Origin of the sequence: Cohnella hongkongensis, assembly GCF_042654645.1 — a bacterium.
In the GTDB taxonomy this organism is placed as follows: Bacteria; Bacillota; Bacilli; order Paenibacillales; family Paenibacillaceae; genus Cohnella; species Cohnella hongkongensis.
This window is the reverse complement of the sequence record NZ_JBHSEP010000005.1, coordinates 208291-234055: the sequence shown is the minus strand read 5'-3', so window position 1 is coordinate 234055 and position 25765 is coordinate 208291. Positions and strand designations below refer to the sequence as shown.

23 protein-coding genes are annotated in these 25765 nt (G+C 58.8%); 5 read left to right on the top strand and 18 right to left on the bottom strand.

Annotation, left to right across the window (positions count from 1 at the left end; translation table 11 throughout):
* Positions 1-186: 186 nt before the first annotated feature.
* The 5 genes from fabI to ACFO3S_RS09855 all read right to left on the bottom strand — a co-directional run bounded on the left by fabI (position 187) and on the right by ACFO3S_RS09855 (position 4858).
* Complete coding sequence (gene fabI, locus ACFO3S_RS09875) at positions 187-954, bottom strand: enoyl-ACP reductase FabI (protein ID WP_378094896.1); 768 nt, start codon at positions 952-954, stop codon at positions 187-189.
* Positions 955-1094: 140 nt separating this feature from the next.
* Positions 1095-2108, bottom strand: a complete 1014-nt coding sequence (uvsE, locus tag ACFO3S_RS09870) for a UV DNA damage repair endonuclease UvsE (protein ID WP_378094894.1) — start codon at positions 2106-2108, stop codon at positions 1095-1097.
* 32 nt (positions 2109-2140) lie between these two features.
* Positions 2141-2458: a hypothetical protein gene (locus tag ACFO3S_RS09865; RefSeq protein WP_378094892.1), complete on the bottom strand. Its 318-nt coding sequence runs from the start codon at positions 2456-2458 to the stop codon at positions 2141-2143.
* Between the two features lie 88 nt (positions 2459-2546).
* Positions 2547-3686, bottom strand: coding sequence for a D-alanine--D-alanine ligase (locus ACFO3S_RS09860; protein WP_378094890.1), 1140 nt, complete (start codon positions 3684-3686; stop codon positions 2547-2549).
* An 89-nt stretch (positions 3687-3775) separates the two neighbouring features.
* Complete coding sequence (locus tag ACFO3S_RS09855; RefSeq protein WP_378094888.1) at positions 3776-4858, bottom strand: amidase domain-containing protein; 1083 nt, start codon at positions 4856-4858, stop codon at positions 3776-3778.
* Positions 4859-5252: 394 nt separating this feature from the next.
* Between ACFO3S_RS09855 and acnA the strand changes: the two genes are divergently transcribed.
* Both acnA and ACFO3S_RS09845 read left to right on the top strand, forming a co-directional pair.
* Positions 5253-7958, top strand: coding sequence for an aconitate hydratase AcnA (gene acnA, locus ACFO3S_RS09850; RefSeq protein WP_378094886.1), 2706 nt, complete (start codon positions 5253-5255; stop codon positions 7956-7958).
* Positions 7959-8160: 202 nt separating this feature from the next.
* Positions 8161-9213 (top strand): YlbL family protein, encoded by a 1053-nt coding sequence (locus tag ACFO3S_RS09845; RefSeq protein WP_378094884.1) that lies wholly within the window; start codon positions 8161-8163, stop codon positions 9211-9213.
* Between the two features lie 97 nt (positions 9214-9310).
* Here ACFO3S_RS09845 and ACFO3S_RS09840 read toward each other — a convergent pair whose 3' ends face one another.
* Positions 9311-10054 (bottom strand): IclR family transcriptional regulator, encoded by a 744-nt coding sequence (locus ACFO3S_RS09840; RefSeq protein WP_378094882.1) that lies wholly within the window; start codon positions 10052-10054, stop codon positions 9311-9313.
* A 214-nt stretch (positions 10055-10268) separates the two neighbouring features.
* Between ACFO3S_RS09840 and ACFO3S_RS09835 the strand changes: the two genes are divergently transcribed.
* Positions 10269-11267, top strand: a complete 999-nt coding sequence (locus ACFO3S_RS09835; protein WP_378094880.1) for an alpha/beta hydrolase — start codon at positions 10269-10271, stop codon at positions 11265-11267.
* Between the two features lie 75 nt (positions 11268-11342).
* On the top strand, positions 11343-12497 hold the full coding sequence (locus ACFO3S_RS09830) for a superoxide dismutase (RefSeq protein ID WP_378094878.1): 1155 nt from the start codon (positions 11343-11345) through the stop codon (positions 12495-12497).
* Between the two features lie 129 nt (positions 12498-12626).
* Here the strand turns inward: ACFO3S_RS09830 and ACFO3S_RS09825 are convergent, their stop codons facing one another.
* The 8 genes from ACFO3S_RS09825 to ACFO3S_RS09790 all read right to left on the bottom strand — a co-directional run bounded on the left by ACFO3S_RS09825 (position 12627) and on the right by ACFO3S_RS09790 (position 21023).
* Entirely contained in the window at positions 12627-12836 is a 210-nt protein-coding gene (locus ACFO3S_RS09825) for a CLC_0170 family protein (RefSeq protein WP_378094876.1), read from the bottom strand.
* Positions 12837-12875: 39 nt separating this feature from the next.
* The gene (locus tag ACFO3S_RS09820) at positions 12876-14105 is read right to left on the bottom strand and encodes a Ger(x)C family spore germination protein (RefSeq protein ID WP_378094874.1); all 1230 of its coding nucleotides are present in this window, start codon (positions 14103-14105) and stop codon (positions 12876-12878) included.
* Positions 14098-15195, bottom strand: a complete 1098-nt coding sequence (locus ACFO3S_RS09815; RefSeq protein ID WP_378094872.1) for a GerAB/ArcD/ProY family transporter — start codon at positions 15193-15195, stop codon at positions 14098-14100. The genes ACFO3S_RS09820 and ACFO3S_RS09815 overlap by 8 nt, the downstream gene beginning before the upstream one ends.
* Positions 15196-15201: 6 nt before the next feature.
* Positions 15202-16836 (bottom strand): spore germination protein, encoded by a 1635-nt coding sequence (locus tag ACFO3S_RS09810; protein ID WP_378095038.1) that lies wholly within the window; start codon positions 16834-16836, stop codon positions 15202-15204.
* 138 nt (positions 16837-16974) lie between these two features.
* Positions 16975-18051 (bottom strand): Gfo/Idh/MocA family protein, encoded by a 1077-nt coding sequence (locus ACFO3S_RS09805; protein ID WP_378094870.1) that lies wholly within the window; start codon positions 18049-18051, stop codon positions 16975-16977.
* A gap of 129 nt (positions 18052-18180) precedes the next feature.
* Positions 18181-19809 carry a methyl-accepting chemotaxis protein gene (locus tag ACFO3S_RS09800; protein WP_378094868.1) on the bottom strand — a complete coding sequence of 543 codons (1629 nt, stop codon included), beginning with the start codon at positions 19807-19809 and terminating at the stop codon, positions 18181-18183.
* Between the two features lie 81 nt (positions 19810-19890).
* A complete protein-coding gene (locus ACFO3S_RS09795) occupies positions 19891-20340 on the bottom strand; it encodes a chemotaxis protein CheW (protein WP_378094866.1) in 450 nt (149 codons plus the stop codon).
* A 44-nt stretch (positions 20341-20384) separates the two neighbouring features.
* A complete protein-coding gene (locus tag ACFO3S_RS09790; protein ID WP_378094864.1) occupies positions 20385-21023 on the bottom strand; it encodes an HD-GYP domain-containing protein in 639 nt (212 codons plus the stop codon).
* A 122-nt stretch (positions 21024-21145) separates the two neighbouring features.
* Between ACFO3S_RS09790 and ACFO3S_RS09785 the strand changes: the two genes are divergently transcribed.
* Entirely contained in the window at positions 21146-22126 is a 981-nt protein-coding gene (locus ACFO3S_RS09785; RefSeq protein ID WP_378094862.1) for a tyrosine-type recombinase/integrase, read from the top strand.
* 330 nt (positions 22127-22456) lie between these two features.
* Here ACFO3S_RS09785 and folE read toward each other — a convergent pair whose 3' ends face one another.
* The 4 genes from folE to queG all read right to left on the bottom strand — a co-directional run bounded on the left by folE (position 22457) and on the right by queG (position 25758).
* Entirely contained in the window at positions 22457-23050 is a 594-nt protein-coding gene (gene folE / locus ACFO3S_RS09780; RefSeq protein ID WP_378094860.1) for a GTP cyclohydrolase I FolE, read from the bottom strand.
* Positions 23051-23066: 16 nt separating this feature from the next.
* On the bottom strand, positions 23067-23327 hold the full coding sequence (locus tag ACFO3S_RS09775; RefSeq protein ID WP_378094858.1) for a YneF family protein: 261 nt from the start codon (positions 23325-23327) through the stop codon (positions 23067-23069).
* 130 nt (positions 23328-23457) lie between these two features.
* Positions 23458-24480 carry an HD-GYP domain-containing protein gene (locus ACFO3S_RS09770; RefSeq protein WP_378094856.1) on the bottom strand — a complete coding sequence of 341 codons (1023 nt, stop codon included), beginning with the start codon at positions 24478-24480 and terminating at the stop codon, positions 23458-23460.
* Between the two features lie 123 nt (positions 24481-24603).
* The gene (queG, locus tag ACFO3S_RS09765; RefSeq protein WP_378095036.1) at positions 24604-25758 is read right to left on the bottom strand and encodes a tRNA epoxyqueuosine(34) reductase QueG; all 1155 of its coding nucleotides are present in this window, start codon (positions 25756-25758) and stop codon (positions 24604-24606) included.
* Positions 25759-25765: the final 7 nt, after the last annotated feature.

Genomic DNA, 25765 nt, shown 5'->3' with positions numbered 1-25765 from the left:
CCCTCTAATCTTCGAAATCGGTTGCAAGGACCAGGTTGTCCTTCTCCTAATCATATACGAAAAACGCGATAAGCGGTTGCGGCGTTCGCATACGGAGCGCCCGATTTTCCGCCCGAATTTCAGTGCGGATACGGAAAGAGCCTTCTTCGCATGCCGCGAAAAAAGCTCTTGTCCGATCAGGCGCCGTCAGCCCACGATATGGTATCCGTTGTCGACATGAATAACCTCTCCGGTAATTCCGCGCGCCCACGGGCTCATCAGGAACAAAGCCGTATCGCCGACGTCGGACGCTTCGGTGTTGTGACGAAGCGGAGCCTTCTCTTCCACATGCTTCAGAATCGTATTGAATCCGGCGATGCCCTTCGCCGCCAACGTCCGGATCGGGCCGGCGGAGATGGCGTTCACCCGAATATCGCTCGGTCCGAGATCGCTGGCCAGATAACGAACCGACGCCTCCAGCGCTGCCTTCGCCACGCCCATGACGTTATAATTCTGCAGCGTGCGCTCCGCCCCGAGATAAGTCAGCGTCACGATGCTGCCGCCTTCGGTCATGAGCGGATACAGCCTCTGGGCGACGGCGGTCAGCGAATAGACGCTGACGTCGTGAGCCAAGGCGAATCCGTCGCGCGACGTGTGGACGTACAGACCGTCCAGCTCCTCGGCCTTCGCGAAGGCGATGCAGTGCGCCAGACCGTGCACGACGCCGACCTCTTCCTTCAGACGGGCGGCCAGCCCTTCGATCTCCTCGTCGGAGGACACGTTGCACTGAAGCGTCAGCGAGCCCTCGATCGTGTTCGCCAGTTTTTTGACTCGCTCTTCCACGCGTTCGTTCTCGTATGTAAATACCAGCCTTGCTCCTTGCGAAGCAAGCGCTTGCGCAATGGCCCATGCGATGCTGCGTTCGTTGGCGACACCCATGACCACGATAGTTTTCCCCTCAAGCAAACCGTTCATTCGCGGAAATCCCCCTCTTCGCAAGTAAGGACGCCTATCCGTCCTTTCGATCGGACGAGCATCCTTCATTTTTCAACGTACCTTATTTCCCAGACGATTGCAACAGCGAAAATGCGAGAAAATACGCATGGGATGCGCTTTTACGTGCGAATCTCGACGGTGCCCCCGTCCAGCACCCGGATCGGATCCCCTTGCCTTTCCAGCGCGCGGAAGTGCGCCACCAGTTTCATCAGCGCATCGTCTTTTTTCTTTGCTTCGATCATGACGTCCAAAGCCGGCGTCGTCCCGGCGATGCGGAAAAGAAAATCCAGCAGCGGCTCCGGCTCGACGTAATCGGCGTGCCCGCGAGGATCGGAGACGCTCTTGGGGCTTGAGACGTGAATTTTGGGCGGAAGCTTCAGGACGGCGTCTTCGGCATGAACGATATTCCATTCGAGCCGGTTCCATGTCTCCTTGATTCTCGGCCACAGCTCCACGGGCTTCTCGCTGCTCCGGTTCACCGCGTCGTGATGAAGGTCCAGCACCATCGGAACGCCGACTTCTTCGGCGATCGCCAGCGTTTCTGCAGCCGTGAACGTTTTATCGTCGTTTTCCAGCGTTATGCGCCTTGCGATTCTCGGCTCGACGAGACGAAACTGCTCGACGAACCGCCGTCCCGCCGCTTCCTTGTCTCCGTAGCTGCCCCCGACGTGAATGTTGTTCAGCGCCCGGCCGTCCAGCTCCATCGCCTCGAACATCCGAACGTGATGATCCAGATCGATCACCGACTTCTCGAAGACGTCCATGCGAGGCGTATTCAGCACCGTAAAATGATCGGGGTGAAAAGAAACGCGCATCCGATGCTCCCGCACGAAAGCCCCGACCTCTGCGAACGCCGTCGCGAGAGCGGGGTAAGGGTTCCAGTCCCGCAGCGCCTCATGGGTGGCGAGCGGAATCAGCTTCGAGGTCAACCGGTAAACATGCACGCCCGAATACCGATTGTGCTTCAGCAGACGCAGCGTGTTGCGCAGATTCTCCTCCGCGAGCCTCTCCAGCCTGCGCAGACCCGCGTCCCGATCCGCCAGCTTGGAGAAGCTTTTCATCGTCATCGTTCTCGAAGGCGAGGCATTTTCCAGATGCACGGACATCGCGACATAGCCGAAACGAACCCTCATCCCCGTTCACCCCCCGGACTGGCTTGAGGGTTCTAGGATGTCTCTCCGAAGAACATTTCATGTGCAAGCGCCGTTTGCACTCTCGCTTCCTCTTCTGTCAAGCGGCGGACCAGCTCCATCTCCACCTGGGTCACTTCTTCGCCCTGAAAATTGATTTCGGCGATCGACGCCAGAATGCGCACGATGGCGACCGCCTTGTTGTCGGGCGTGTAGGCAATCACTTTCTGCCCCGTCGGGAACACTCGGAACTGCTTTTTGACCATTTTGCCCCGGCCGTATTCCAGCAGCTCGTACAATTCCTGCTCGGATTTGAATTTACACACCGAATTGAACTCCGTTTGGAAGCCCATGGCGTTCCCTCCCGTCTCGATCGCGCTTCCCCATCTTTCCTCCGGATCGCGCGTTTATCCTGCCATCATTATACCCTCCCGAAGGGAATCAGGAAAAGCCGTAGTCGATGGACTGGCGCTCCTCGAAGCGCTCCAGCGCCAGCCGGATCAACGTGTCGAGCAGCTCGCGGTAGGAGACGCCGGATTCCTTCCACATCAGCGGGTACATGCTGTACGGGGTGAAGCCCGGCAGCGTGTTCACCTCGTTGATGAACAGCCGGCCGTCGCTTCGCCGCAGGAAGAAATCGGCCCGGCACAGCCCGGACCCGTCGATCGCGCGGAACGCCCGCAGCGCCATGTCGCGCACCGCGTCCGCCGTTTCCTGCGGAATTTCCGCGGGAATGACCATGACCGACTTGCCGTCGACGTATTTCGCCTTATAATCGTAGAATTCGTTCGAGCTGACGATCTCTCCCGGTACCGAAGCTCTCGGCTCGTCGTTGCCGAGCACGCTCACCTCGATCTCGCGCGCGTCCACGAACTCTTCGACGATGACCTTGCGGTCGAACCTGAGCGCCTGCTCGATCGCCGCCGCCAGCTCCTCGCGGTCGCGCGCCTTGGAGACGCCAACGCTGGATCCGAGGTTGGCCGGCTTGACGAAACAGGGGTACCCGAGCTCCTCGATGTTCGCCAGCACCGATTCCCTTTCTTTGTTCCACTGATAGCGGATAAAATGGCGGTAACCGACTTGAGGCAGACCCGCCTGAGCGAACATCGTCTTCATGGCGACCTTGTCCATTCCGACGGAGGAGGCCAGAACGCCCGCCCCTACATAAGGCAAGCCCGCCATCTCGAACAGCCCCTGGATCGTGCCGTCCTCGCCGAACGTACCGTGCAGCAGCGGCAGCATCACGTCGATCGCCTTGCCGTCGTGAACCGGCGAGCCTTCCGTCAGCACCTTTTCGGACATCCCTTGCAGCACGGGCAGCAGCGCCAGCGTCCCGCCGGCTTCCGCGCTCCCCGCCGCCGCTTCCTCTCCAGACGAGAATTGCAGCTCCGACACGGCGGACGGAGGCGCGACGAGCAGCGGCCCCGATCTCCACTGGCCTGCAGGCGTAATATAGAAAGGAATCAGTTCGTACTTATCGTAGTCGAACGCCTTCAATACGGCGAGGGCGGTTTGCAGCGACACCTGATGCTCGCCCGAACGGCCCCCGTAGACCAGTCCGACCCGGATTTTGTTCCCCATAGCTTCTAATGACCTCCGGAGTAACGGCGTCTGCGGCGGGCCGCTCTCCGTTTCCGAAGACGCTTCCTCGCAGACCCGATTTTTATTCGTTAAAACTCATCCGCAATGTGGTAAAAATAATAGCGGGTTTTATCCGTCCATGCGTACGAATCCTTGTAATCCCAGTATCTATGGCGGCTGCTGACCGTATTCGCGTTCACGAGAGGCATGCCCTCGGGCGTAAACGCCGTCACGATCGTCGTATGTCCAACGCGGCCGCTGCCGTCCCAGTCGTAACAGATCACGTCGCCGAGCTTAAGCTGTCCCGGCTCGTGCACGGTTTCCGCCCTGAGGCCGAATCCGCGGGGAGCCGCCAAATAGTGCTGCAAGCCGGCCGCAACCGCCCAACTGAAGCTCCACCCTTCTTCTTTGCCGGAATAACCCTTATACCACCAGCCCGAAGACCTTCTCCCAGTATAATTCATAGGCGCTCCCCCTGCAAAGAGACACTGGGAAACGTAATTGGTGCAGTTAACCTCGAAATTCTCGTAGGCGGGATTGGGCTCGTTCCACCATCTTTCGGCATAAGCGACCGCTTCCTCGCGCAAATAAGGAGTGCCTCTGCCGACGGCCCCATATCCCCAGCCGTCGTCGCCCTGCGCATACGCCCCGGCGTACACCCTCGACTTAAAGCCGTACAGCGCATTCGGGTTCATGAAAGGCGCGGAAGGGACCGGCGTCTTCTTCTCTCCGTCCCACGGGTCATGCACTTCGTTCAATTCCTCGGCCGCGAGCTCTCCCGGCCTCTCTCCTGGCAGCGGCCTCACCGTCTCCAGACGCCATGCTTTGGCCGTTCTCACGAAGCGAAGCCTCTCCCGTTCCACGCGTTCCTCCGACCACAGCCGGTCCTGCTGCTCCATCATCCGCACGAGATGGATCGACACATCGGCCGCAGCCTCGCCCCGCGTCCCCTGGAACCGTTCGATTCTTACCCGCATTTCGCTGCGCACCGTTCGTATGGCCCATTTCCCGTCTCCGCGCGGGGCCGCCAGCACCCGCTCGTTCAGCCGCTCCCGATGCTCCTTGTCCGGAATGTCCCGCAGCTTGCGGGAATCCGCGTTCAGGAAAGCCTCGTTAATCGTGTTCACATACTCGAACAGCGCCTGCTTCCAATCCGTATCCTCGCCGGGCATGGAGACCACCTCCGAATCCGATTGATCGACAAGCCTTCGTCAGATTGCGCCACTTCATCCTATGCCGGAAACCGCCGATCCATTCCGAATGGCCCCCGCGCGCGCCCTCTGCCGCCTTCCGGTCGCTTGTCTCGCGCTTCCCGTCGTACGGATCGCCTCCCGGCAACCGAACTTCAAGTCGAATATCGCGGATGAAAACCCCGGACAATGCGGCATTCTATAGAAGTTAGAAGGATGGACTGAAATGACTTTACGAGGCCGCTTCGACAAGGTATACTGGAACCATAGAGTATTTTTGAAATCGTGTTTCATAGAATGAAACTCATTCTCAATTGGATCCGATTGCGCAAAAATACGGACAGCCCCACAGATTTCGATCAAGGAGGTTACACACTTGTCTAAAATTCCTTATCAAGTGCAAGCTCAGCTGCAGTCATCCGGCAAATCCTACCGCTACTTCAGCCTGCCGGCGTTGGAAGAGCAAGGCGCAGGCCCGGTCTCCAAGCTCCCTTTCTCCATTAAGGTGCTGCTTGAAGCGGCAGTTCGCCAATTCGACGGACGCGCGATCACGCAAGAGCACGTCAAGCAATTGGCCACATGGTCGGAAGGCCGCGAGGACAAAGAAATTCCATTTATTCCTGCGCGCATCGTGCTGCAGGATTTCACCGGCGTTCCCGTCGTCGTCGATCTGGCGGCGATGCGCGAAACCGTTAAACAAGCCGGCGGCGATCCGAAGCGGATCAACCCGCTCGTGCCGGTCGATCTCGTTATCGACCACTCCGTCATGGTCGACGCGTTCGGCAGCCCGGACGCTCTGCAGTACAATATGGACGTCGAATTCGAGCGCAACGAAGAGCGCTACCGCTTCCTGCGCTGGGCGCAAACGGCGTTCGACAACTTCCGCGCCGTTCCTCCGGCGACGGGGATCGTTCACCAGGTCAATCTGGAGTATCTGGCGTCCGTGGCCGCCACGAAGACGAAAGACGGCGTAACCGACGTCTATCCGGATTCGCTCGTCGGCACCGACTCCCACACGACGATGATCAACGGCCTGGGCATCGTGGGCTGGGGCGTCGGCGGCATCGAGGCGGAAGCCGGCATGCTCGGCCAGCCGCTCTATTTCGTCATGCCGGAAGTCGTCGGCTTCAAGCTGACGGGCAAGCTGGCGGAAGGCGCGACGGCGACCGACCTTGCTCTGACCGTTACGCAGATTCTCCGTAAAAAAGGCGTTGTCGGCAAGTTTGTCGAATTTTTCGGCTCCGGCCTGTCCAACATCAGCCTGGCCGACCGCGCGACGGTCGCGAACATGGCTCCGGAATACGGCGCTACGATCGGCTTCTTCCCGGTCGACGGCGAAACGCTGAACTACTTGAGACTGACCGGACGCGACGAAGATCAGATCGCGCTCGTAGAGAACTACTATAAAGCGCAAGGCATGTTCCGCACGGACGATACGCCGGATCCGGTATTCACCGAAGTGCTCGAGCTCGACCTGTCCTCGATCGTGCCGAGCTTGGCCGGACCGAAGCGTCCTCAGGACCGCGTAGAGCTGACGGCGATGAAGCAATCGTTCAACGATAGCATTCGCACGCCGATCGACAAAGGCGGCTTCGGCCTGACCGACGCCCAGATCGGGCAGACGGCGGAAGTGAAGCATCCGAACGGCCAGACGAGCAAGCTGAGCACGGGCGCCGTCGTCATCGCCGCGATCACGAGCTGCACGAACACGTCCAACCCGAGCGTCATGATCGGCGCGGGCCTCGTCGCCAAGAAAGCGGTCGAGCGCGGGCTGACGAAGCCGGGATACGTGAAGAGCTCCCTGACTCCGGGCTCTCTCGTCGTGACCGACTACCTGAAGAACGCCGGCTTGCTGCCTTATCTCGAGAAGCTCGGCTTCTACGTCGCCGGCTACGGCTGCGCGACCTGTATCGGCAACTCCGGTCCGCTGCCGGACGAAGTGAGCGCCGCGATCGCCGACAACGATTTGACCGTCGCCGCCGTATTGTCGGGCAACCGGAACTTCGAAGGCCGCGTGCACGCGCAAGTCAAAGCGAACTACCTGGCTTCTCCGCCGCTTGTCGTCGCTTACGCCCTGGCCGGCAACGTCAACATCGACCTGACCAAGGAGCCGATCGGCTACGACAACGACAACAAGCCGGTCTACCTGAAGGACATCTGGCCGACGAACGAAGAGATCCAGCAGGCGGTCGCCGCTTCGCTGAATCCGGACATGTTCCGCGCCAAATACGCGAACGTGTTCACGCAGAACGAGCAGTGGAACAAAATCCCGGTTCCTCAAGGCGAGCTGTACGAGTGGGACGAGAAGTCCACTTATATCGCGAACCCGCCTTTCTTCAAGGATCTCTCGCCGGAAGCCGGCGACATTCAAGATATTAAAGCCGCTCGCGTCATGGCGCTGATGGGCGATTCCGTCACGACGGACCACATCTCTCCGGCGGGCAACATCAAAGCCGACAGCCCTGCGGGCAAGTACTTGCTGGAGCATGGCGTCGAGCGGAAAGACTTCAACTCGTACGGCTCCCGCCGCGGACACCACGAGGTGATGATGAGAGGCACGTTCGCCAACATCCGCATTCGGAACCAGGTAGCTCCCGGCACGGAGGGCGGCGTGACGACCTACCTGCCGACGAACGAAGTGATGTCCATCTATGACGCTTCGATGAAATATCAGGACAACGGCACCAACCTGATCGTCATCGCGGGCAAGGAATACGGCACCGGAAGCTCCCGCGACTGGGCGGCCAAGGGCACGTTCCTGCTCGGCGTCAAAGCCGTCATCGCCGAAAGCTTCGAGCGGATTCACCGTTCCAACCTCGTCGGCATGGGCGTTCTTCCGCTGCAGTTCGCCGCCGGCCAAAGCTGGAAATCGCTTGGCATTACCGGCCGCGAGACGTTCGACATCTCCGGGCTGTCCAACGACGTGACTCCGGGCCAGACCGTATCCGTCACCGCGACTCGCGAAGACGGCACGACTTTCGCCTTCGATGCGATCGTTCGCCTGGATTCGATGGTGGACGTCGACTACTACCGCAACAGCGGCATCCTTCAGACGGTGCTGCGTCAGATGATGGCGCAATAAAGCTTAATCAGCGGATACAAGAGGCGCAGGGAGACCATCCCCGCGCCTCTTGGCGTATTCTATTGTTTCCCCTAAAATCTCTGAACGAAGTCGCCCGAGATCGGCGCGATATTTCATCGCCCGTCTGTCGTTTCCGTTTTGTTTCCCTAGCCTTTCATAAGGTATAATAGGGACACATGAACGATGACGGAGGCGAACCCGGTTGAAGAAAGACAACCAAGCATCATGGATACGCAAATACCGGACAGTCCTCATTCTCCTTCTCGTCTTTTTCCTGTTCCTCTTTGCGTACATGAAGCCCTGGCCCTACATGCTGTACGGGCCCGGATCGGCGGAATCCGTGCATCTCCGCGTCGAGACCGGCCACGAGCTGGAGGAGAAAGGCGCCTTCCTGTTCACGACCGTCTCCACTTACTCGAATCCGAACATTTTCTCCATTCTGTACGCCAGGTTCAACCCTCGCATGGAAGTGAAGTCGGAAGAGACGGCGACGGGCGGCGCTACGAACCTGACCGCCTACCGCAACCTGCTGGCCTACATGCGCGACAGCTCGGAGGCGAACGCGCTGATGGCCGCCTACGCGACGATGGGCAAGCCGCTGGACGTCAAGCCCCAAGGGGTCATCGTCGTCGCCCTGCTCCCGGATTCCAAAGCGCGGCAGAACGGCCTGCAGGAAGGCGACATCATTACGAAGGTGGACGGCCGGGACATTGCGTCCGCCAAGGAGATCTCCGAGTATTTGACGAGCAAAAAGGCCGGCGACGAGGTTCAGGTGTCCGGAACGAGAGGCAAGGAGAAGTTCGAAGCGACCGTGCCGCTGATCGCGATGGAGCCGGACAAACGCACAGGCATCGGCTTTCAGAACGAGACGGTGCTGAAGGTCACGCCGCCCGACCCGGTCAAGTTCGACTTCGCCGACACCGGAGGACCTTCCGCCGGGCTCATGATGACGCTGGAGATTATCGCCCAGCTGACCGGCGAGGATCTGACGCGCGGCTACCGCATCGCCGGGACGGGGACGATCAGCGCGGACGGAACAGTCGGCCTCATCGGCGGCATCAACTATAAGCTGATGGCCGCCGACAGAGAGAAGGCCGATTACTTCCTCGTCCCCTACAGCTCTCGGAACGAATCGAACTGGACGCTCGCCCAGGAGACTGTCGAGAGATTAAAGCTGAAGCCCCAGCTTGTTAAAGTATCCACGCTTCAGGAGGCGGTAGACTTCCTGAAGCAGCTGGAACCGAAAGCCGAATAACTAGCCGGGCAACGACCAAGCCCCTCCGCGAGGAAGCCTGCCGGCTGCTTCACGAAGGGGCTTGGCGTCTGCGGGTGCGGGTGCGGGTCGCCCGAAGCTATCCTAATATCGTTCCCATGCGATGCGCTGACTCGATAATCGCGGGAGCAAACTCGTGCATCCGATCCGGTGTCAGCCGGTTGGAGGGGCCGGAGACGGACAGCGCGGCCACCAGCTTCCCGGAACGGTTAAAGATCGGAGCGGCGACCGCCGCCGCTCCCGGCTCGCGCTCCTCGTAGCTGGTGGCGTACCCGGCGGCCAGAATGTCGTCCAGCTGCCTGCCGAACGCTTCCCGGTCGAGCTGCAGCGGCCAGGCCGGATCGGTCAGCACCGCGTCGCGCACGTCCGGCTCGGCGAAGGCGAGCAGCACCTTGCTGGATGCGCCCACCGACAGCGGCAGCCTGGCGCCCACCGTCGCGACTCGCCGAATCGCCTGCATGCTCTGCACCGCTTGAATTCTGACCCTTTCCGTCCGATCCCGGACGTACAGGCTGACCGTCTCGTTAAGACGATCCCGCAGCCTCTCCATCTCGGGAAGCAGCACGACGGACGGGTCGTCGGATCGCGACAGGTTCGCGGACAGCTCCAGCACGCTCAGTCCGAGCCGATACTTGTCCGTCGAACGATCGCGGGTCACGAAGCCTTTATCCTCCAGCGTCGCCAGCAGCCGATGAATCGTGCTCTTATGAAGACCGACCTTGCCTGCGATTTCCGTAAGTCCCCACTCATGGCCGGAGGCGAAACAAAGCAGGACGTCGAGCGCTCTCTCGACGGCGCGAACGGTCTTTTTCTCCTCTTCCATGCCTGTGTCCCTCCCGATATCCGTTTCACTCTATGAAACCCTGTTACATCTACTATAACTCAAAGTTTCCTTTCCGTAAATATTGGAAGCGCTTTATTACAATTTGATTACGTGACATTTACAAGTCTTCGCCATGCATTGACGGTCCCTACCGCTCGCTCTACGATTAAATGAGAAGAAACTCAGAAACTCCGCGCAAAGCGAGGCGATCCCCATGACTTCCTGGTCTGCTCCATTGCCGTATGCGGGATCGGAACCGGCCATCTCCATCCCGGTCGAGCCCTTTAACCCCGAATCGACGATCAAGCGAAGCCGAGTCGCGCTTCACGCCTTCGTCGTGCTCTCCTGTCTCCTCGCCTTTCTGTTCGTGACCGTCCACGCTTTGGCTGCTTACGTCTTTGCCTATCCGCCCGTCGTGTCCCTCGGATCGAACCCGATGGCCGCCAAAAATCTCGCCTATTCCGACGTCGTATTCCCCAGTCTGGACGGGCAGACGGAGGTGGAGGGCTGGTGGATTCCCGCCGCGGACAGCCGCCGAACGGTCGTGCTCAGCCACGGATACGGCACGAATCGGGAAGAGCCCTGGGTTCCGATGTACGAACTGGCCGGCTTCCTTAACGGACTTCATTATAACGTCCTGATGTTCGATTACGGCTATGCCAACCCCCGCCGCCCTTCGCCGGCGACCGGAGGAATCTCCGAGTCCCAGCAGCTTCGCGGCGCCCTGCAATACGCCCGCCTGCAAGGCAGCGAGGAGCTGATCGTATGGGGCTTCTCGATGGGGGCCGGCACCGCTCTCCAGGCGGCGCTGCAGTCGGAGAAGGTCGATGCGATGATTCTCGACAGCACCTTCCTCCCCGACGAGAACACGATCTATGCCAATCTGACGAACTACGTCCGTCTTCCCGAGTATCCGACGATCTCCATGCTTCGGATGTTCTTTCCGCTCATGAGCGGGGTCCGGCTGGAGGAGGTGCCTTCCGCCCAGGCCCAAACGACGGCTTACCCCTTCCCGATCTTCCTGATCCACGGCACGGCCGACGACAAGGCCCCGGTATCCATCGCCGAGAATGTCGCCGGAGCGCAGACCGATCCGTTATCCCGGCTATGGATCGTCCCCGGCGCCATCCACGAGATGATCTACCGCACGCATACGGAAGAATACGCCGCGCGCGCGGCCGCCTTTCTGGAAAGCGTCGGGAAGAAGGCATGATTCGAACGCCTACCGCATACGTTGGGTACGAGGCTTGCTTCGGATACCAACGAATAATGGGGAGGCTGACGCACGATGCCACAAACCGCATACGGTCCAATCGATCCCCTCCGGCTGTCGGAGGAGATCGCCGCCTGGAAAGCCCGCGAACGGGAAAATACTTCGGCCATCCGCTCCGCGATGCCCGAGCTGGAGCCTGTCTATACCCACTGGTTGGCCGATTGGGAGCGCGTGTTCGAACAGACCCGGGAATACGCCCTGCGGCTCAAGCAGCAGTACGCCGAACGGAACCAAGAAGGATCCGTGCTGCAAGACGAGCTTGGCTCCGGATTGCTGGAGGAGGCGCTGAAGCAATCGCGGGAGTTCGGACGCCAGCTCCAGCTGCTCCGGCAGCAGAGCGAGGCCGTCCGGAACGCGCAGCCCTCGCATGCAGTCTTCGCTTACGTCGAGCGGCAGCCGAGCTTCGGAGAGGAGGCGGTGAATCGGCTGCGGGCGTCCGGCGTGCCGGAGCCTTCCGAGCCTCAGCGTCCGGCAGAGCCGGATGCCCGTTCGGAGACCGCTGCTCCCTCGTCTCCCGGAACGGCCGAGACGGCGGCGGGAGGTCCGGTGCCGATCGGCAGGCATACGCTGCCTCCTCTTCCGTACGCTTACAATGCGCTGGAGCCTTATATCGACGAGAAGACGATGCGCATTCATCACGACAAGCACCATCTGAGCTATGTGGAGGGCTTGAACACGGCGGAGAAAAAGCTGGCGGAAGCCCGCCGAACGGGCAACTTCGAACTTGTGAAGCATTGGGAACGGGAGCTTGCCTTTAACGGGGCCGGGCATTATTTGCACACGCTGTTCTGGAATACGATGGCGCCAAGAGGCGGGGGGAAGCCGACAGGGGCGCTTCTGGAGGAGATCCACCGCAGCTTCGGTAGCTACGACGCCTTCAAGAAGCAGTTCTCCGAAGCGGCGGCCAAAGTCGAGGGAGGCGGCTGGGCCATCCTCGTCTGGAGCCCGCGCAGCCACCGGCTCGAGATTTTGACCGCGGAGAAGCATCAGAACCTGTCCCAATGGGATGTCATCCCTCTGCTGCCGCTCGACGTCTGGGAGCACGCGTATTATCTCAAGCATCAGAACGATCGCGCCGCTTACGTCAAAGACTGGTGGAACGTCGTCCATTGGCCTTATGTCGCCGAGCGATTCGCCAAGGCTCGCACCGTGAAGTGGACGCCTTATTGATTTGGTGCGCGGGTCTCCACGATTCGCATATCCATTAAGCCGATTCGATCGGAGCTGCGGGTAGTCACGCTCCGCAGCGGATCCGGGCCGCGTCCCGCGCTCCCGGCGCGGCCGCGGCCCCCTCAAGCGTTACAGCAGATGATCGAAAGCCCAGTTCCCCGCATACAGCAGAGCTCCGGTCACAATGTTGATCCAGCCGCATACTTTGGCGAACCTTCTTTCCCGCATCATCTTCATTTTTTTGTACATCACGACCTCCCAGCGGAGCATCAGCAGCCCGGTGAAGATGCACAGGGGAACTACGTAGCCGAGAGAGCCTGCATACCCGCTGCCATGCATAAGCGTTCCGTCCCTCCTTTGCCTTCGGGTTACTTCGGGTTACTTCGCCTTCATGCCGATTCTGCGTATTTTCGTGTTGACCTCGACTTCGACCTGAAGCTCCTTGAACGCTTGCTGCCAGTTGGACTTCGTTCGAATATGGGCGTTCCAGTAGCCCGGTTTTTTCGCTCTCACATACTCGCCGAAGCCGAAGATGTCCGTGCCCTTTTCCTGCATATCGCGGATCAGGCCTTCGATCGTTTGCTTGAACGAGGTTCGATTCCGCTCCTCGATCTGCTTGAGGAAATCCGAGGTGCTCACCGTAAAGCCTTCGCTCATCTTTTCCTCCAGGTTGATCTCGGTGAATACCGACACTTTCATATGCAGTTCCCCGTTCCTTAAGCTCAGCTTGTAGCTGGAGTCCCGCGACGTCGCGAAGATCATCACGCCGTCGTCGTCTCCCAGCTTGACCACCCCTCTGTAGCCTGCCGGGTTCATCCCTTTGATCGCCATATAAGAGGCGATCTGATAAGGCTTCGTCATGCCCTGCAGCCTGTCGTCCTTGAAGTAGGCAATCCCCTTGACCTCGATGCTCTGCTGCTTCTTCATCTCGACGTAGGGGAGATAGCCTTCCTGACCCCGCTTTACGGTGTTGCTCCAATACATGCCGACATAGTTTTCGGGGAATTTCCCGAGCTTGACGGCATTGTCCATCGTGGACATCAAGTAGAGAGCCGGAACGCGCTCCAGCTCCGGCGAAACGCGCATCACCTTCTCCGCGCTGCCCTTGCAGATCATCATCCAGGCCATTCGGCGGACTTCGGGGTTGCGGTGAAAATAATCGTTAATGTTCTGCATGCCGAGACGGGCGATGTTCTCGGACACGACGATGACCCGAAGGTGGCCGAAAAAAATTCTACCCGAGATTTGCTGCTGCAGATTCATGATGGCGTCGTCGACCGTATGTCCGTCCGCTCCTACCGCCCATACCGTCTGCTCCGAGCTTTCGCCTCCGCTTCCGCCGCCCTCGCCCGGGCCTAACGGAATCTTGCCCGGCAGGGCGATCTGCAGCGTCACGTGAACCATGTTGACGTTAGGCACGGGAAACCCCTCGGCAGTGTGCGAAAGCTCGCTCTCTCGCTTGTCCGCCCCGGGTGCTGCGGCATCCACCGCTATGCCGAGCACGACCGCCCGTTCCTCGATCTCCAGACGATCCCAGCAGCCCGTCAGCAGCAAGACCGTCGCCGCGAGCGCCGGCAACAGCAGCCGCCTGACCCGCGAATTAATCAAGTGATTCCCCTCTCTTCTTGCGTAGAATGGCAATAAGAAGCAGGAGGCCCGGATAGGCGATCGTAATGAACAGGCCGACGCGGCCGACGTTCTGGATAATCTCGTACATATGTAAAATATTGAAAGGCACCATCGCCATGGCGAATACGCCCGGCAGCATGAAGAAAGTGAACAGCTTATGATCCTTCAGACGAAGCAGCTTGCTCAACTCCTTAACCGCTATAAAGTAGCTGGAATACAGCGACGTGAACACGGCGGTCACCCACACCGCCAGAAACGCGGCGTCGAGCCGTTCCAATACGTTGGCGGGCAGCGAGGTCGCCTTGGCCAGCTCCAGCGTCGGCCAGAGCATGTTCTTCGTCTCTTCCATGCCGAACACGCCGACCGTCGCCGCGACGATCGTCACGTACAGCCCGCCCGAGATGACGAGTCCGGCCATGCTCGCCTTCATCGCCTTGCGGGGGTGCCGCATAGCCGGAATGACGACGGTAATGATGAACGAGCCCTGGAACAGCGCGGCGATCGTCAGCACGCTGGCCAGCATGCCTTCGTGGGAGTTGCCCCAGAACGGCTGCAGATTGATCAAGTCGGCATTTTTCAAGGACAATGCGACGATCAGCACGACCGGACCGATCAGCAGCGGAAAATAAAACAGATGGATATAACCGAACGTCGCGATATCGTTGCGCGTCGAGATCGCGGCCAGCGTAAGCATGACGATGACGGTAACCTCCAGCGGAGTCTTGGTCAATACCGACGTGATGACCACCTCTCCGAACTCCCGGGCCGTCAGCGACGTCAGTATCGCGAAGAAGCCGATCACCCCGACGCTGCCGATCCACGACAGCCACTTGCCGATCACCGCTTCGCCGTACTCGACGATCGATTGGTCGGGAAACCGCATGCCGAGCCGGGCGATCAGGAACGTCCCGACGAACGACACCATCACTCCGAGCAGGATGGCGAGAGGCGCTCCCGAGCCGGCGCCTCTGACCGCGAACAATGGAATTTGAAGCACGCCGACGCCAATGATCGTGCTGGCCATAATGGCGGCAACCTGCACCGTCGTAATAGGCTTCGATTGCTTCAAGCCTCCTCATTCCTTTCCCTTGTCCTTGATATGCACCGGTTCCAGCACATTGTTAGGCGGCTTCTTCAAGTCTTCGACCGTCTTCTCGCTGATCCGCCGATCGTCGCCCGGGTACAGGAAGTCCGGGCGCGTCGTCATCCACCAGAACGGCCCCCTGACGAACAGATCTCTCATCCCCTTCGGACTGCCGGGAACGAGCGGGCTCATATAAGGGACGCCGAACGACTTCAGCGACAGCAAGTGGTTCGCAATCAGAATCAGGCCGATCATGACTCCGTACAAGCCGAAGAGGCCGGCCAGCACGATCAGCGGGAAGCGAAGCAAGCGCAAGGCAAGCGCAGCGTTATAGGCCGGGGTGGCGAAGGAGCCGATCGTCGTGAGCGCAATGATGACGACGGTGATCGGACTGGCGAAGCCGGCTGCCACGGCGGCCTGGCCGACGACCAGAACGCCGACGATGGAGAGCGCGCCGCCGACCTGCTGGGGCAGCCGGATCGTCGCTTCCCGGAGCACCTCCATCGAGACCTCTATGACCAGAACCTCTACGATCGCCGGGAACGGGACTCCCGCCCTTCCTCCGGCGACGGCCACGGCGAACTCCGTCGGAATCAGCTCGGGATTGAATGAAATAATCGCCACGTACAACGACGGAAAGACAAGAGAGAAGACCAGCGCGATCAGCCGCGCCCACCGGATGGCGCTCATCATCAGGAAACGCTCCGTATAATCTTCTACCGCTTGGTAGAACTGGCTGAACACGGTCGGAACGACCAGCGCCAGCGGAGATCCGTCCACCATCAGCGCTACCCTGCCCTCCAGCAGATTGGCGACGACCTTGTCCGGTCTTTCGGTATACTGAACCTGGGGGAACGGAGAGAGCTGGTTGTCCTCGATAAATTGCTCCAGATAGCCCGAATCCAGAATGGCGTCGACATCAATGATCTCCAGCCGCTTCGTAATCTCCTGAACGAGCTCCGGGTTCGTAATGCCCTCCATATAGCAGATGGCGACCTTGGACTGCGATCGGCGGCCGATCTCCATCGTCTTCACTCGCAAATCCGGCGTCTGGAGACGATACCGGATCAAGGCGATGTTCGTCGACAGCAGCTCGATGAAGCCTTCGCGCGGTCCGCGTATAACCTGCTCCGTAGCGGGCTGGTCGATGGAACGCTTCTCGATGGTGCGGGTGCCGAACAGCAGCGCCTGGTCGATGCCCTCGATGACGACGGCCGTCTGACCGCGCAGAACGTCGGACACCACTCGGGACACCAGCCTCTCGGACCGAACGTCGCTATGGTACAGCGTCGAGCTCAGGATAAAGTTCCACAGCTGCTCTCCGCCCCCCGGGAGATGATCCGGATGGGGAGGGCCGTACATCAACGGCTTCAAAATTTCAGAATTCAACGTCGTGATGTCGATCATATTGGGGTAGAAGAACATCGCCGCAGAATACTTGCCGAATACCCGGAATCTGCGAATCGTAAAATCGTCGTTCTCCCCGAGCACGCCGTTTACCAGCTCGATGACGCGCTCCAGATCGCCGCAGATGGCATCGCCGTCCAGCCTATCGGAAGACGTCCGGGGAGGCTGCTGCTCTCCTCCGGACGAGCGCTTTTTCTTTCTCTTCCTGAACAGGAACATAAACCCCTCACCGCCAATCGAAAGATCCGTCTTCGTGTAATCGTAAGTGTTATTCTTTGGCATTCCTCCCGAATTTAAACACAAAAAAGGATTGTCCCGTTCGATAGGACAATCCTTTCCCTCTAATCGCGTCTTCCGTTACAAGCTCCAGTCGAGCTTGACCTCTCCGCCGGTGCGGGAAGATTCATAGATGGCGTCGATGATCAGGTTGCTGCGCAAGCCCGTTTCGGCAGAAGTCCACGGCTGCTTGCCCGTGCGCACGCAATCGAGGAAATGACGGCTCAGACGGACGCGAGCTCCCTCGTCTTCGGCCGGAGCGACCAACGGCACGTCGACGACCTGATCGAACCGTTCGGTCAGAAATTTGCCTTCGGAGCCGCGCAGCACGGCGCCGCCGTCCGCCCCCATCAGATGCAGGAACGGGGCGCTGTCGGTATCCATATGAACCGCCCAGCTGACCTCCAGCGTCAGCGACGCTCCGTTGTCCATCTTGATGATGGCGGTGGCCAGATCCTCTACGTCGTACACGCCGTTCCAGTCCGGCTTGCCCCAGGTTCCAATGCCCTTCTTCCTCGGACCGAACTCGGCGTAGGCGGAGCCGTACACCGATACCGGCTTCGGCTCTCCCATCAGGAAGAACGCCAGATCCAGCATGTGCACGCCGATGTCGATCAGAGGGCCTCCCCCGGACTGATCCTGACGCGTAAACCAAGTTCCCCAGCCTGGAATGCCTTTGCGGCGATACCAGCCGGTCTTCGCCGTATAGATGCGGCCCAGCTCTCCCCGCTCTACCTGCTCCTTCACTTGCAGCGCGAGCGGCTCCCAGCGCATCTGATGCGCGACCATTACCGTCTTGCCTGTCCGTTTCTGCGCCCTTACGATATCCTTGGCTGCCGCGGAGTCCAATCCCATCGGCTTCTCGACCAGCACGTGCTTTCCGTTCTCCAGCGCCAGAATGGTGAGCGGCGCATGCGCCTGGTTCGGAACGGCCACGATCACCGCGTCCACGTCCTCCCTGCGAATCAATTCCTCGGGAGAAGGCGCGACCGCCGGAATTCCGTATTGCTTCGCCCGCTGCTCGGCGAGCGGAAGATAGGCGTCCGTAATGGCGACGAACTCGCACTCCTCGCTCAGCTTGCCGAATTCCTGCAGATGAACATTGCCGATATTGCCCGCGCCGATCAGACCGATGCGAATTTTGGATGAGCTTGCCATAGCGATGAATTCCTCCAGTTTCAGATGCGATTTAAGCGATTACCCTCATCTTAATCGAAAAGCCGCATCCGCAAACAGAACCATTTTGGCTTTCTTCTTATGGTCTTTTGTCCGACGGAAATGTCCGCTCTAACGGGAGGGCTCGCCGGCGCCTGCGGAGAACTGCCCGCCGTCAACCCGGAAGATGGCGACCGACCGCTGTAATTCCACGGCCATCTGCGCCAGCGACTGGGCCGTCGTCGCCGTCTCCTCGCTGGCTGCCGCCGCCTCCTCCGTCGCCGCGGAGATGCTCTCTACGGCCGTCAGCACGTTAGACGCCTGCGCCGCCTGTTCTTCGCTGGCCGCCGCGATTTCTTCCACCTTCGTGCCCGCATCGTTCACCATGGAGGCGATATTGCGGAACGCTTCCCCCGTCTTGCGCGACAGATCTACGCTTTCCTGAACGGAAGATACGCTGGCGTTCGTATTCTGCTGCATGCCTTTAATGATGACGGTAATCTGCTTCGTCGCGTCCGTGCTGCGCTCCGCCAGCTTGCGAACCTCGTCGGCCACGACGGCAAAGCCGCGTCCCTGATCTCCGGCCCGGGCCGCTTCGATCGCCGCGTTCAGCGCCAGCAGATTGGTCTGATCCGCGATGTCCTCGATAACCTCGATTATATCGCCAATTTTCTGCGAATCTTCCTCCAGGCGCGACATCTGGTCGCTCACCGCGTTCATGCTGTCCATGGAGGAGCGAATAACCTCTCCTCCCTCTCGTGCGACCCGGATCGCCTCTCCGGACAAGTCCGAAGCGGTCTCCGTATTTTGCGCCACGGAGTGAATGGCCGCGGACAGATCCTTAAACAGCTCGCTGATCGCCTGGGCGGAGTTGGCCTGATTGGCATTGTTGCCGGCGATCTCCTCGCTGCTTGCCGATATTTGCTGGGATGCGGCCGCCAGATTTTCCGAATGGGCAAGAATAGTGCCTACGGTAGCGCGCAATTTAAGCACCATCGTATCCACGGCGCCGCCCAGCTTGCCGATCTCGTCCTTGCTGTCCAGATCGCACGTCTCCCGAAGATCGCCGTCCGCGACCTTCGATACGAGCCGGACAACCTTGTTGAGAGAGGTGGAGATCATTCCGGAGATGAAAAGGCCTAACAGCACGCAGAGGAGCACCGCCCCGATAATGACGCCGATCGTAATCGCTCGGGCCGTGACGAACAGCTCGTCGCTGTCGCGGATGGAATGATCCGCATCGGTAAGGCTCGTCTCGACAAGAACGTCCAGTCTTTCCTTCACCTCGCCGGACTGGAGGAGAAGTTCGCCTCTGAGCAGCTCGAACAGCTCGTCGTCCTTATCGGCGATTCCCAGCTCCATCCCTTTGCGGATGACGGTCAAATAAGCCTGCCACGCCTCGTTGAACGAGGCCAGCTCGAGCATCGCCTCCTCGCTGTACACCGATGCTTCCACTTCCGCCAGCTGCTTCTCCACCTTCTGACGGAGCGCCTGGAATTGCGTTTCCATTTCTCTTCTGTCCGCTTCGGAAGGATCGATATAGACGTCCCGGATCAGCGCTTCGATCGCGTTGACGTCGGATTTGGACTCCAGAATCTGAGACACGGGCAGCAGATTGGAATAATAGATGAAATCGGAGCTGTCATTCATGCGGCTCAGATTGTTCAGTCCGTATAGTCCGGTAAACGCCAGCAGAACGGAAATGACAAGGAAGGCGGAGATCAGCTTGACGCTTGTCCTCAAATTTTTAAACCACTTCACGGCTCTCACTCCATTTTCTCGGGTTATTTTCCAGGTTGATCTTTCCCGGAGTTGCAGCCGATTTCAACAATCGGCGAACGGCTAATCTTCCGGCGCCCAGTCCTGTCCTTCGTGCAGAACTTTATCCACGTTCAGAATGCCTACCAGCTCATTGGGATTGACCCCCAAGCAGGAGATGGAAGACCGAATCGTTCGTCCGAAGCCGTCGTGCATCGTCTGGATGCTGGCGAACGTCGTCACCTTGATGACGCGGTCTACAATCATGCCGATGTACTCCGACCGGCGGTTCACGACGACGATTCGCGTTGCTTTCGTAGGCTCCGCTTCGGGCATTCCGAGCCATCTTCGCAAGCTGATAACCGGGATGACGCGGCCCCGTAGATGAGTGACTCCCTGAACATGGTAGGGACCGGAGGGGATCTCCGTAATTTCCTGCATTCTAATGATTTCGTGAACATCCGAGATCGGTACGGCGTAGTTCTCGTCTCCTGTGCTAAACTCGATATACTGTTGTGGAGCGATCCGTCTCACAGGCTCCCTTCTTCTTAAAATAGCGGCATCTGCCGGCCCTTCTTCTATGTACTCCTTTCGCTATCGGTGAAATACAAGGGAGCCGTCTCGCTGACAAGCGGAATAAAGCGTTCCACGATGGCGGGATCGAACTGCGTCCCCGAATTTCTCCTTAGCTCCTCTAGCGCTTCCGACAACGTTTTTCGGCGGCGATACGGACGGGGCGACAGCATGCTGTCGAACGCGTCCGCCACGGCGCAGACTCTGGCAGAAAAGGGAATCTCCTCGCCCTGCAGCCCGTACGGATACCCTCGTCCGTCCCATCTTTCGTGATGGTGCAATACGAGTTGGACAATTTCCGGCTGCAGTTCCTTGTTGTCCTTCAGAATGTCCGCTCCGAACTCGGGGTGTTTCTTCATCAGCGCCCACTGCTCGTCCGTCAACGAACTGGCCGTATCCAGCACTTCATTGGGAATCAGCAGCTTTCCGACATCGTGAATAAAACAGCCTCTGACCAGCAATTGAGTGGTTTCCAAATCCAACTGCAACGACGAAGCCAGCTGATCGCTCAGCAGGGCGACGCGAACGCAATGGTGGTACGTTTCCTCATGCTTGTACCGCAACAGCCTCATCTTCTCCGAAATATCGGACTTGTGATCGAGATGAGGGGGAAAATCTCCTAACGCTCTTACGGCTTCTGCCACTGCCAGCACCTGCCCCGTTTTAATGTTCGCCACGTCTAGCCGATATATTGGACAATGCAATACCCACCATGTCGATGTCGGACAATTTCTGTTATACGACATTCAAGAGGAGGATTATGATGATGGATACCAAAATAGTGGAAGCGCATCCCGCTTTCATGTTAGGAGACGACCGTCGAACCTACGGGGACAAAATCAGCGACGAACAGATCGTTGAGATGTTTCTTGCCGTCTGCGGGCACTCCGTTCATACCATTCGTAATTACAAAAGGGCGATCAGGCTGTTCCGGTCCTTCGTCCCCCATCTGACTCTTCGCGAAGTAACCTGGAAGGAAATCGAGGCCTACAAGCTGGGATTGATTCGAGGCGCGGCCAGCTTCAGCGGTAAGCCCCTCGCTCCCGCCAGCGTCTCCGCGCTTGTTGCCCCTCTTAAGTCGTTATACAAATGGGGGAGCGATCCCAATATCGGCTTTTTCCCCCGCAATCCGACAAGCTCCATCCGTCTTCCGCAAGTGAAGGTTACGAGCCGCAGACATTATTTAACGAAAAAAGAAGTCGGCTGCTTGCTCGGCCAACTTCAGTGTCAGAGTTTGCGCAATTACTTGATCGGGCTTTCGCTGGTTACGCTGGGGCTTCGGGTATCGGAGCTGGTCGCCGCCAGGTGGGAGGACTTTCACAAGGACCCGTTAGGGAGATCGGTATGGCTGAACGTCAAGAACGGCAAGGGAGGCAGGAGCCGGGACGTCAAAATTCCTTCCGGTCTGTGGTCCATCTTCCAGAATTATCGACGAGTTCTGGCCAAAGAAGGAAACCAGCCGCTCGCATCCTCGCCCCTATTCCCGATAACGGCCCGGCAGATCGAACGCATTATCCATAACGCGGGCAGACAGAGCATCCACGCGAAGAAGCCGACGCCGCACTGGCTGCGGCACACGAATGCAACGTTGGCTTTGCTGAAGGGAGCAACCCTGCAGCAAGTCCAGGAAACCCTCGGTCATACGCATATCAATACGACGCAGCGATACCTGCATACGGTTGAACAGATCAAAAAAACGGCGCCGGATTTTGTCGAAGAAAGTTTGTCGGAATTTATGGTACATTGACCGAATCTGGATAATAAAGGTTTACGAGGTAAAATCCAGGGTTGTCGATTTGCGGAAATTAGCCTAAAATTTTAGGTGTCGCCAGAAAAATATGGGAATTGTCAGTTCCTTAAGCATGGGTCGAATGTCGTATAACAGAAATTGTCCGACATCGATTTCAGCATAACCAAATCACGGGCTGGCCTCAATTCTATATTTGCCATATCCGCTAAGGTCTAACAAAAAACTTGAAGACCGGCCTCTTCTACAGCTCATTCCGGTGAAATCCAACCCGACTGCGAAAAAAACGCCTGCGAAGGTTCGCAGGCGTTCATATTTATTGTCGTGCCGTTACCGGTTGAGCAGTTCGAGAAACTCGGAACGAAGAGCCGGATTTTTGCGGAATTCTCCCCGGACCGCCGACGTAACCGTTTTGCTGCCCGGTTTTTTAACCCCTCTCGCGCACATGCACAAGTGCTCGCCTTCGACGACAACCATGACGCCGTTCGGCCGGAGCACCTCCTCCAGAATGTCCGCGATCTGCGAGGTGATTCTTTCCTGAACCTGCAGCTTTCGAGACACCGCCTCGACCAGCCTGGCGAGCTTGCTCAAGCCCGCGATCTTCCCGCTCGGAATGTAGCCGATATGCGCCTTGCCGAAGAACGGCGCCATATGATGCTCGCATTGGCTGTAATAGACGATATCCTTGACGATGACCAATTCCTCGTGCCGCTCGTCGAACGTGACGCCGAGCACGTCCCTCGGATCCACCTCGTAGCCGGAGAAAATTTCCTCATACATTCTCGTCACGCGAGCCGGAGTCTCCAGCAAGCCTTCCCTCTCGACATCCTCGCCGATCAGCTTCAATATTTCCCTTACATGGTATTCGATCTGCTCGCGGTTGCGGCCGACCTGCGAGTTCGAGTAATCCTTAACTCCCGCCATGACCCACGCCTCCTATTTATCTGCGGAACTTCGGATTGTTCCGATTGCTGGTGCCCGGACTGCCCTTGCCTCCGGAGCTTTGGTTCTTCATCATTTGCTGGGCTTTTGCAAGCTGCTGGCTATTCATGTTATACCCCATCTGCTTGGCCATCTTCTGCAGCATCTCGGGATTGTTTTGCATCTTGGTCATTTGCGCGCGCAGGTAGAACACCCCGATGATAAAACCAAGAATCAAGCCGACGATCAACGTCGCGATTGGAATGATGTAGGACCACATTCGCCGAAAACCTCCGGATTTCTAAAATAAAACCCCGCAAACGCCGCAATGCGTTGAGCAGGGCTGTCGTACTATGATAGCATGGCGGAACATCCCGCGCAAACGTTATCCGAGCGGACGCGGCCGCCGGTCAGGACAGCACCGACTCGATGAACAAGGTCGGGTGCTGGGCCAGATCGATCTCGCTGTAGCTGACCGCCTCGTCGCCGTCCTTGTCGATAATTCTTACGATTGGCCTGCCCGGAAGTCCGCGATGCTGTCCGACGACGACGCCCGTCCGGCGGTTGGAGAGCCGGACCGAGATGCCGTTCGGATAGATCGAGACGATGCGCATAAAGTGGACCAGCACTTCATGGTCCAGCAGCGTCCCCGAATACGCGTTTAATCGCTCGCACGCCTCGTGAGGCAGCAGCGGTTCGTCGTCTCCCAGCGGATAGATCAGGTTGTCGTACAGGTTGGCGACCGCCGTAATTTTCGCGTACGTATGAATGTCCTCTCCGGTCAACCCGCGGGGTGCGCCGCTTCCGTCGATCGCTTCGTGATGCTGGAAGGCGACGTGCGCGACGAGCAGGCTGTACTCCCGCTTGCTCTTGAGCAGGTCAAATCCTCTCCAGGCATGATGCATGCGCCCTTCCTGCGCCTCGGGAGCGCCGAGCTTGCCGATGTCGTGCAGCAGAGCGCCGATGGCGAGATCCTTGATCTGAAGCATGTTCAACCCCATGTTCAGCCCGACAAGCGACGACATCATGCAGACGTTCATCGCGTGAAGGAACATCGCATTGTCGGCCGTCCGTATGTCCGACAGATGAATCATGACGTTTTGATTTTTCATCACGTCGTCCAGCAGCTCGTCCACCGTCTGGCCGATCGCCTTCGAGTTGAAGCTCTTCCCTGAGCGAAGCTGTTCGAACGTCTCGGACATTTGATGAATGACCGCCTGCTTCGTCTCCTCGGACAACAGCTCTTCATGAGTAATATCGCGGTACATCGGATCGTCAATATATACCGACGTGACGCCCAGACGCTTCAAGGTGCTGATCATATACACCGTAAGCTGCACGCCCGTAGAGAGCAGCACGGCTCCATTGGAAGAGAAAATCGTCTTGCCCAGAATTTGCCCGGGTTCAACCGTCTCTATGTCGACTAATTTCATTTCTCGTCTCTCCTGCCCCAGTCTCGATGTGTAACGCGGATGTCTTTAACCGATATTTCGGCAAAAAAGAAGGGGAAATGAAGTCACGCCCGAGGAAATGTCCCTCATTTCCTCGGAAATAATCTAATGGCGCTCCACAGGCTGGCTCAGCGCCCGGTCGATCGCCGCCAGCACTTCCGGGCTCTCTTCCCGGGAACGGGCCTCCAGCAGCCCGTCCCGCGCTTCGGAAGTGCCGATTCGGCCCAATGCCCAAGCGGCCGACTCCCTCAGCTCGGGACGAGGATCGTCGCGCAGCACGGCCAGAATGTCCGGCACGGACTCCGCATCGCGGAAGTTGCCGAGACCGATCAGGGCGTTGCGCTGAATCGGCTTGCGTCCTCTCCACGCCGCCGAGCTGGACCCGAAGGTCTCCCGGAATTCCCGGTTGCCCATCGAGAGCAGAGGCCGCAGCAGCGGCTTGGCGATCTCCGGGTCGGGAAGCAGCTCAGAATGGTGCCGGATGTCGATTTTGCGATTGACCGGGCAGACGATCTGACACGTGTCGCAGCCGTACAGGCGGTTGCCGATCTTCCGCTTCATCTCGTCGTCCACGAATCCTTTAGTCTGGGTGACGTAAGAGATGCAGCGCTGGGCGTTCAGCTGACCCGGCCCGACGAGCGCGCCCGTCGGACAAGCGTCGATGCACAGCGTACAGTCGCCGCAGTCGTCCGGCAGAGCTTGATCGGGCGGAAGCGGCAGATTGGTGATAATCTCTCCCAGATAGATCCAGGAGCCCAGCTCGGGCGAGAGAATCGAGCAGTTTTTGCCGCTCCAGCCGATGCCGGCCCTCTCCGCCACCGCCCGATCCGACAGCGCGCCCGTATCGACCATCGACATCAGCTTGGCCTCCGGCACCCGTTCCATAATCCACTCGGACAGCTTCGCCATCCGTCTTCTAAGCGCCTGATGGTAATCCTCCCCCCATGCGGAGCGCGACAGGATGCCCCGCCTGCGTCCCGGCTCGGATACGGGAGCGTTCTTCAGCTTCGAAGGATAAGCGACCGCAATCGCAATAATCGACTTCGCCTCCGGCATATGCAGGGACGGATCCGTACGCAAGTCGAGATCCGGCTCCTCGAAGCCGGATTCGTGCCCCCGTTCCCGATGGCGAATGAGCCGTTCCTTCAGCTCGCGGAACGGCTCGGCCGTCGTCACCCCCAGCTTGTCGATGCCCAGCCCCGGAGCGGCTTGCAGCAGCTCGTCCTTCAATTGCTTCCAAAAAAGCTTGTTCCGTTCCATGACCGCT

What these genes read in the sequence shown, in the direction of transcription:
- ACFO3S_RS09775 (WP_378094858.1), bottom strand. Translation starts at nt 23,327, where the DNA reads ATGTGGTCCTACATCATTCCAATCGCGACGTTGATCGTCGGCTTGATT.
- ACFO3S_RS09865 (WP_378094892.1), bottom strand. Translation starts at nt 2,458, where the DNA reads ATGGGCTTCCAAACGGAGTTCAATTCGGTGTGTAAATTCAAATCCGAG.
- ACFO3S_RS09770 (WP_378094856.1), bottom strand. Translation starts at nt 24,480, where the DNA reads ATGAAATTAGTCGACATAGAGACGGTTGAACCCGGGCAAATTCTGGGC.
- ACFO3S_RS09830 (WP_378094878.1), top strand. Translation starts at nt 11,343, where the DNA reads ATGCCACAAACCGCATACGGTCCAATCGATCCCCTCCGGCTGTCGGAG.
- ACFO3S_RS09860 (WP_378094890.1), bottom strand. Translation starts at nt 3,686, where the DNA reads ATGGGGAACAAAATCCGGGTCGGACTGGTCTACGGGGGCCGTTCGGGC.
- ACFO3S_RS09855 (WP_378094888.1), bottom strand. Translation starts at nt 4,858, where the DNA reads ATGCCCGGCGAGGATACGGATTGGAAGCAGGCGCTGTTCGAGTATGTG.
- ACFO3S_RS09805 (WP_378094870.1), bottom strand. Translation starts at nt 18,051, where the DNA reads ATGGCAAGCTCATCCAAAATTCGCATCGGTCTGATCGGCGCGGGCAAT.
- ACFO3S_RS09785 (WP_378094862.1), top strand. Translation starts at nt 21,146, where the DNA reads ATGGATACCAAAATAGTGGAAGCGCATCCCGCTTTCATGTTAGGAGAC.
- ACFO3S_RS09825 (WP_378094876.1), bottom strand. Translation starts at nt 12,836, where the DNA reads ATGCATGGCAGCGGGTATGCAGGCTCTCTCGGCTACGTAGTTCCCCTG.
- fabI (WP_378094896.1), bottom strand. Translation starts at nt 954, where the DNA reads ATGAACGGTTTGCTTGAGGGGAAAACTATCGTGGTCATGGGTGTCGCC.
- folE (WP_378094860.1), bottom strand. Translation starts at nt 23,050, where the DNA reads ATGGCGGGAGTTAAGGATTACTCGAACTCGCAGGTCGGCCGCAACCGC.
- queG (WP_378095036.1), bottom strand. Translation starts at nt 25,758, where the DNA reads ATGGAACGGAACAAGCTTTTTTGGAAGCAATTGAAGGACGAGCTGCTG.
- uvsE (WP_378094894.1), bottom strand. Translation starts at nt 2,108, where the DNA reads ATGAGGGTTCGTTTCGGCTATGTCGCGATGTCCGTGCATCTGGAAAAT.
- ACFO3S_RS09840 (WP_378094882.1), bottom strand. Translation starts at nt 10,054, where the DNA reads ATGGAAGAGGAGAAAAAGACCGTTCGCGCCGTCGAGAGAGCGCTCGAC.
- ACFO3S_RS09810 (WP_378095038.1), bottom strand. Translation starts at nt 16,836, where the DNA reads ATGTTCCTGTTCAGGAAGAGAAAGAAAAAGCGCTCGTCCGGAGGAGAG.
- ACFO3S_RS09835 (WP_378094880.1), top strand. Translation starts at nt 10,269, where the DNA reads ATGACTTCCTGGTCTGCTCCATTGCCGTATGCGGGATCGGAACCGGCC.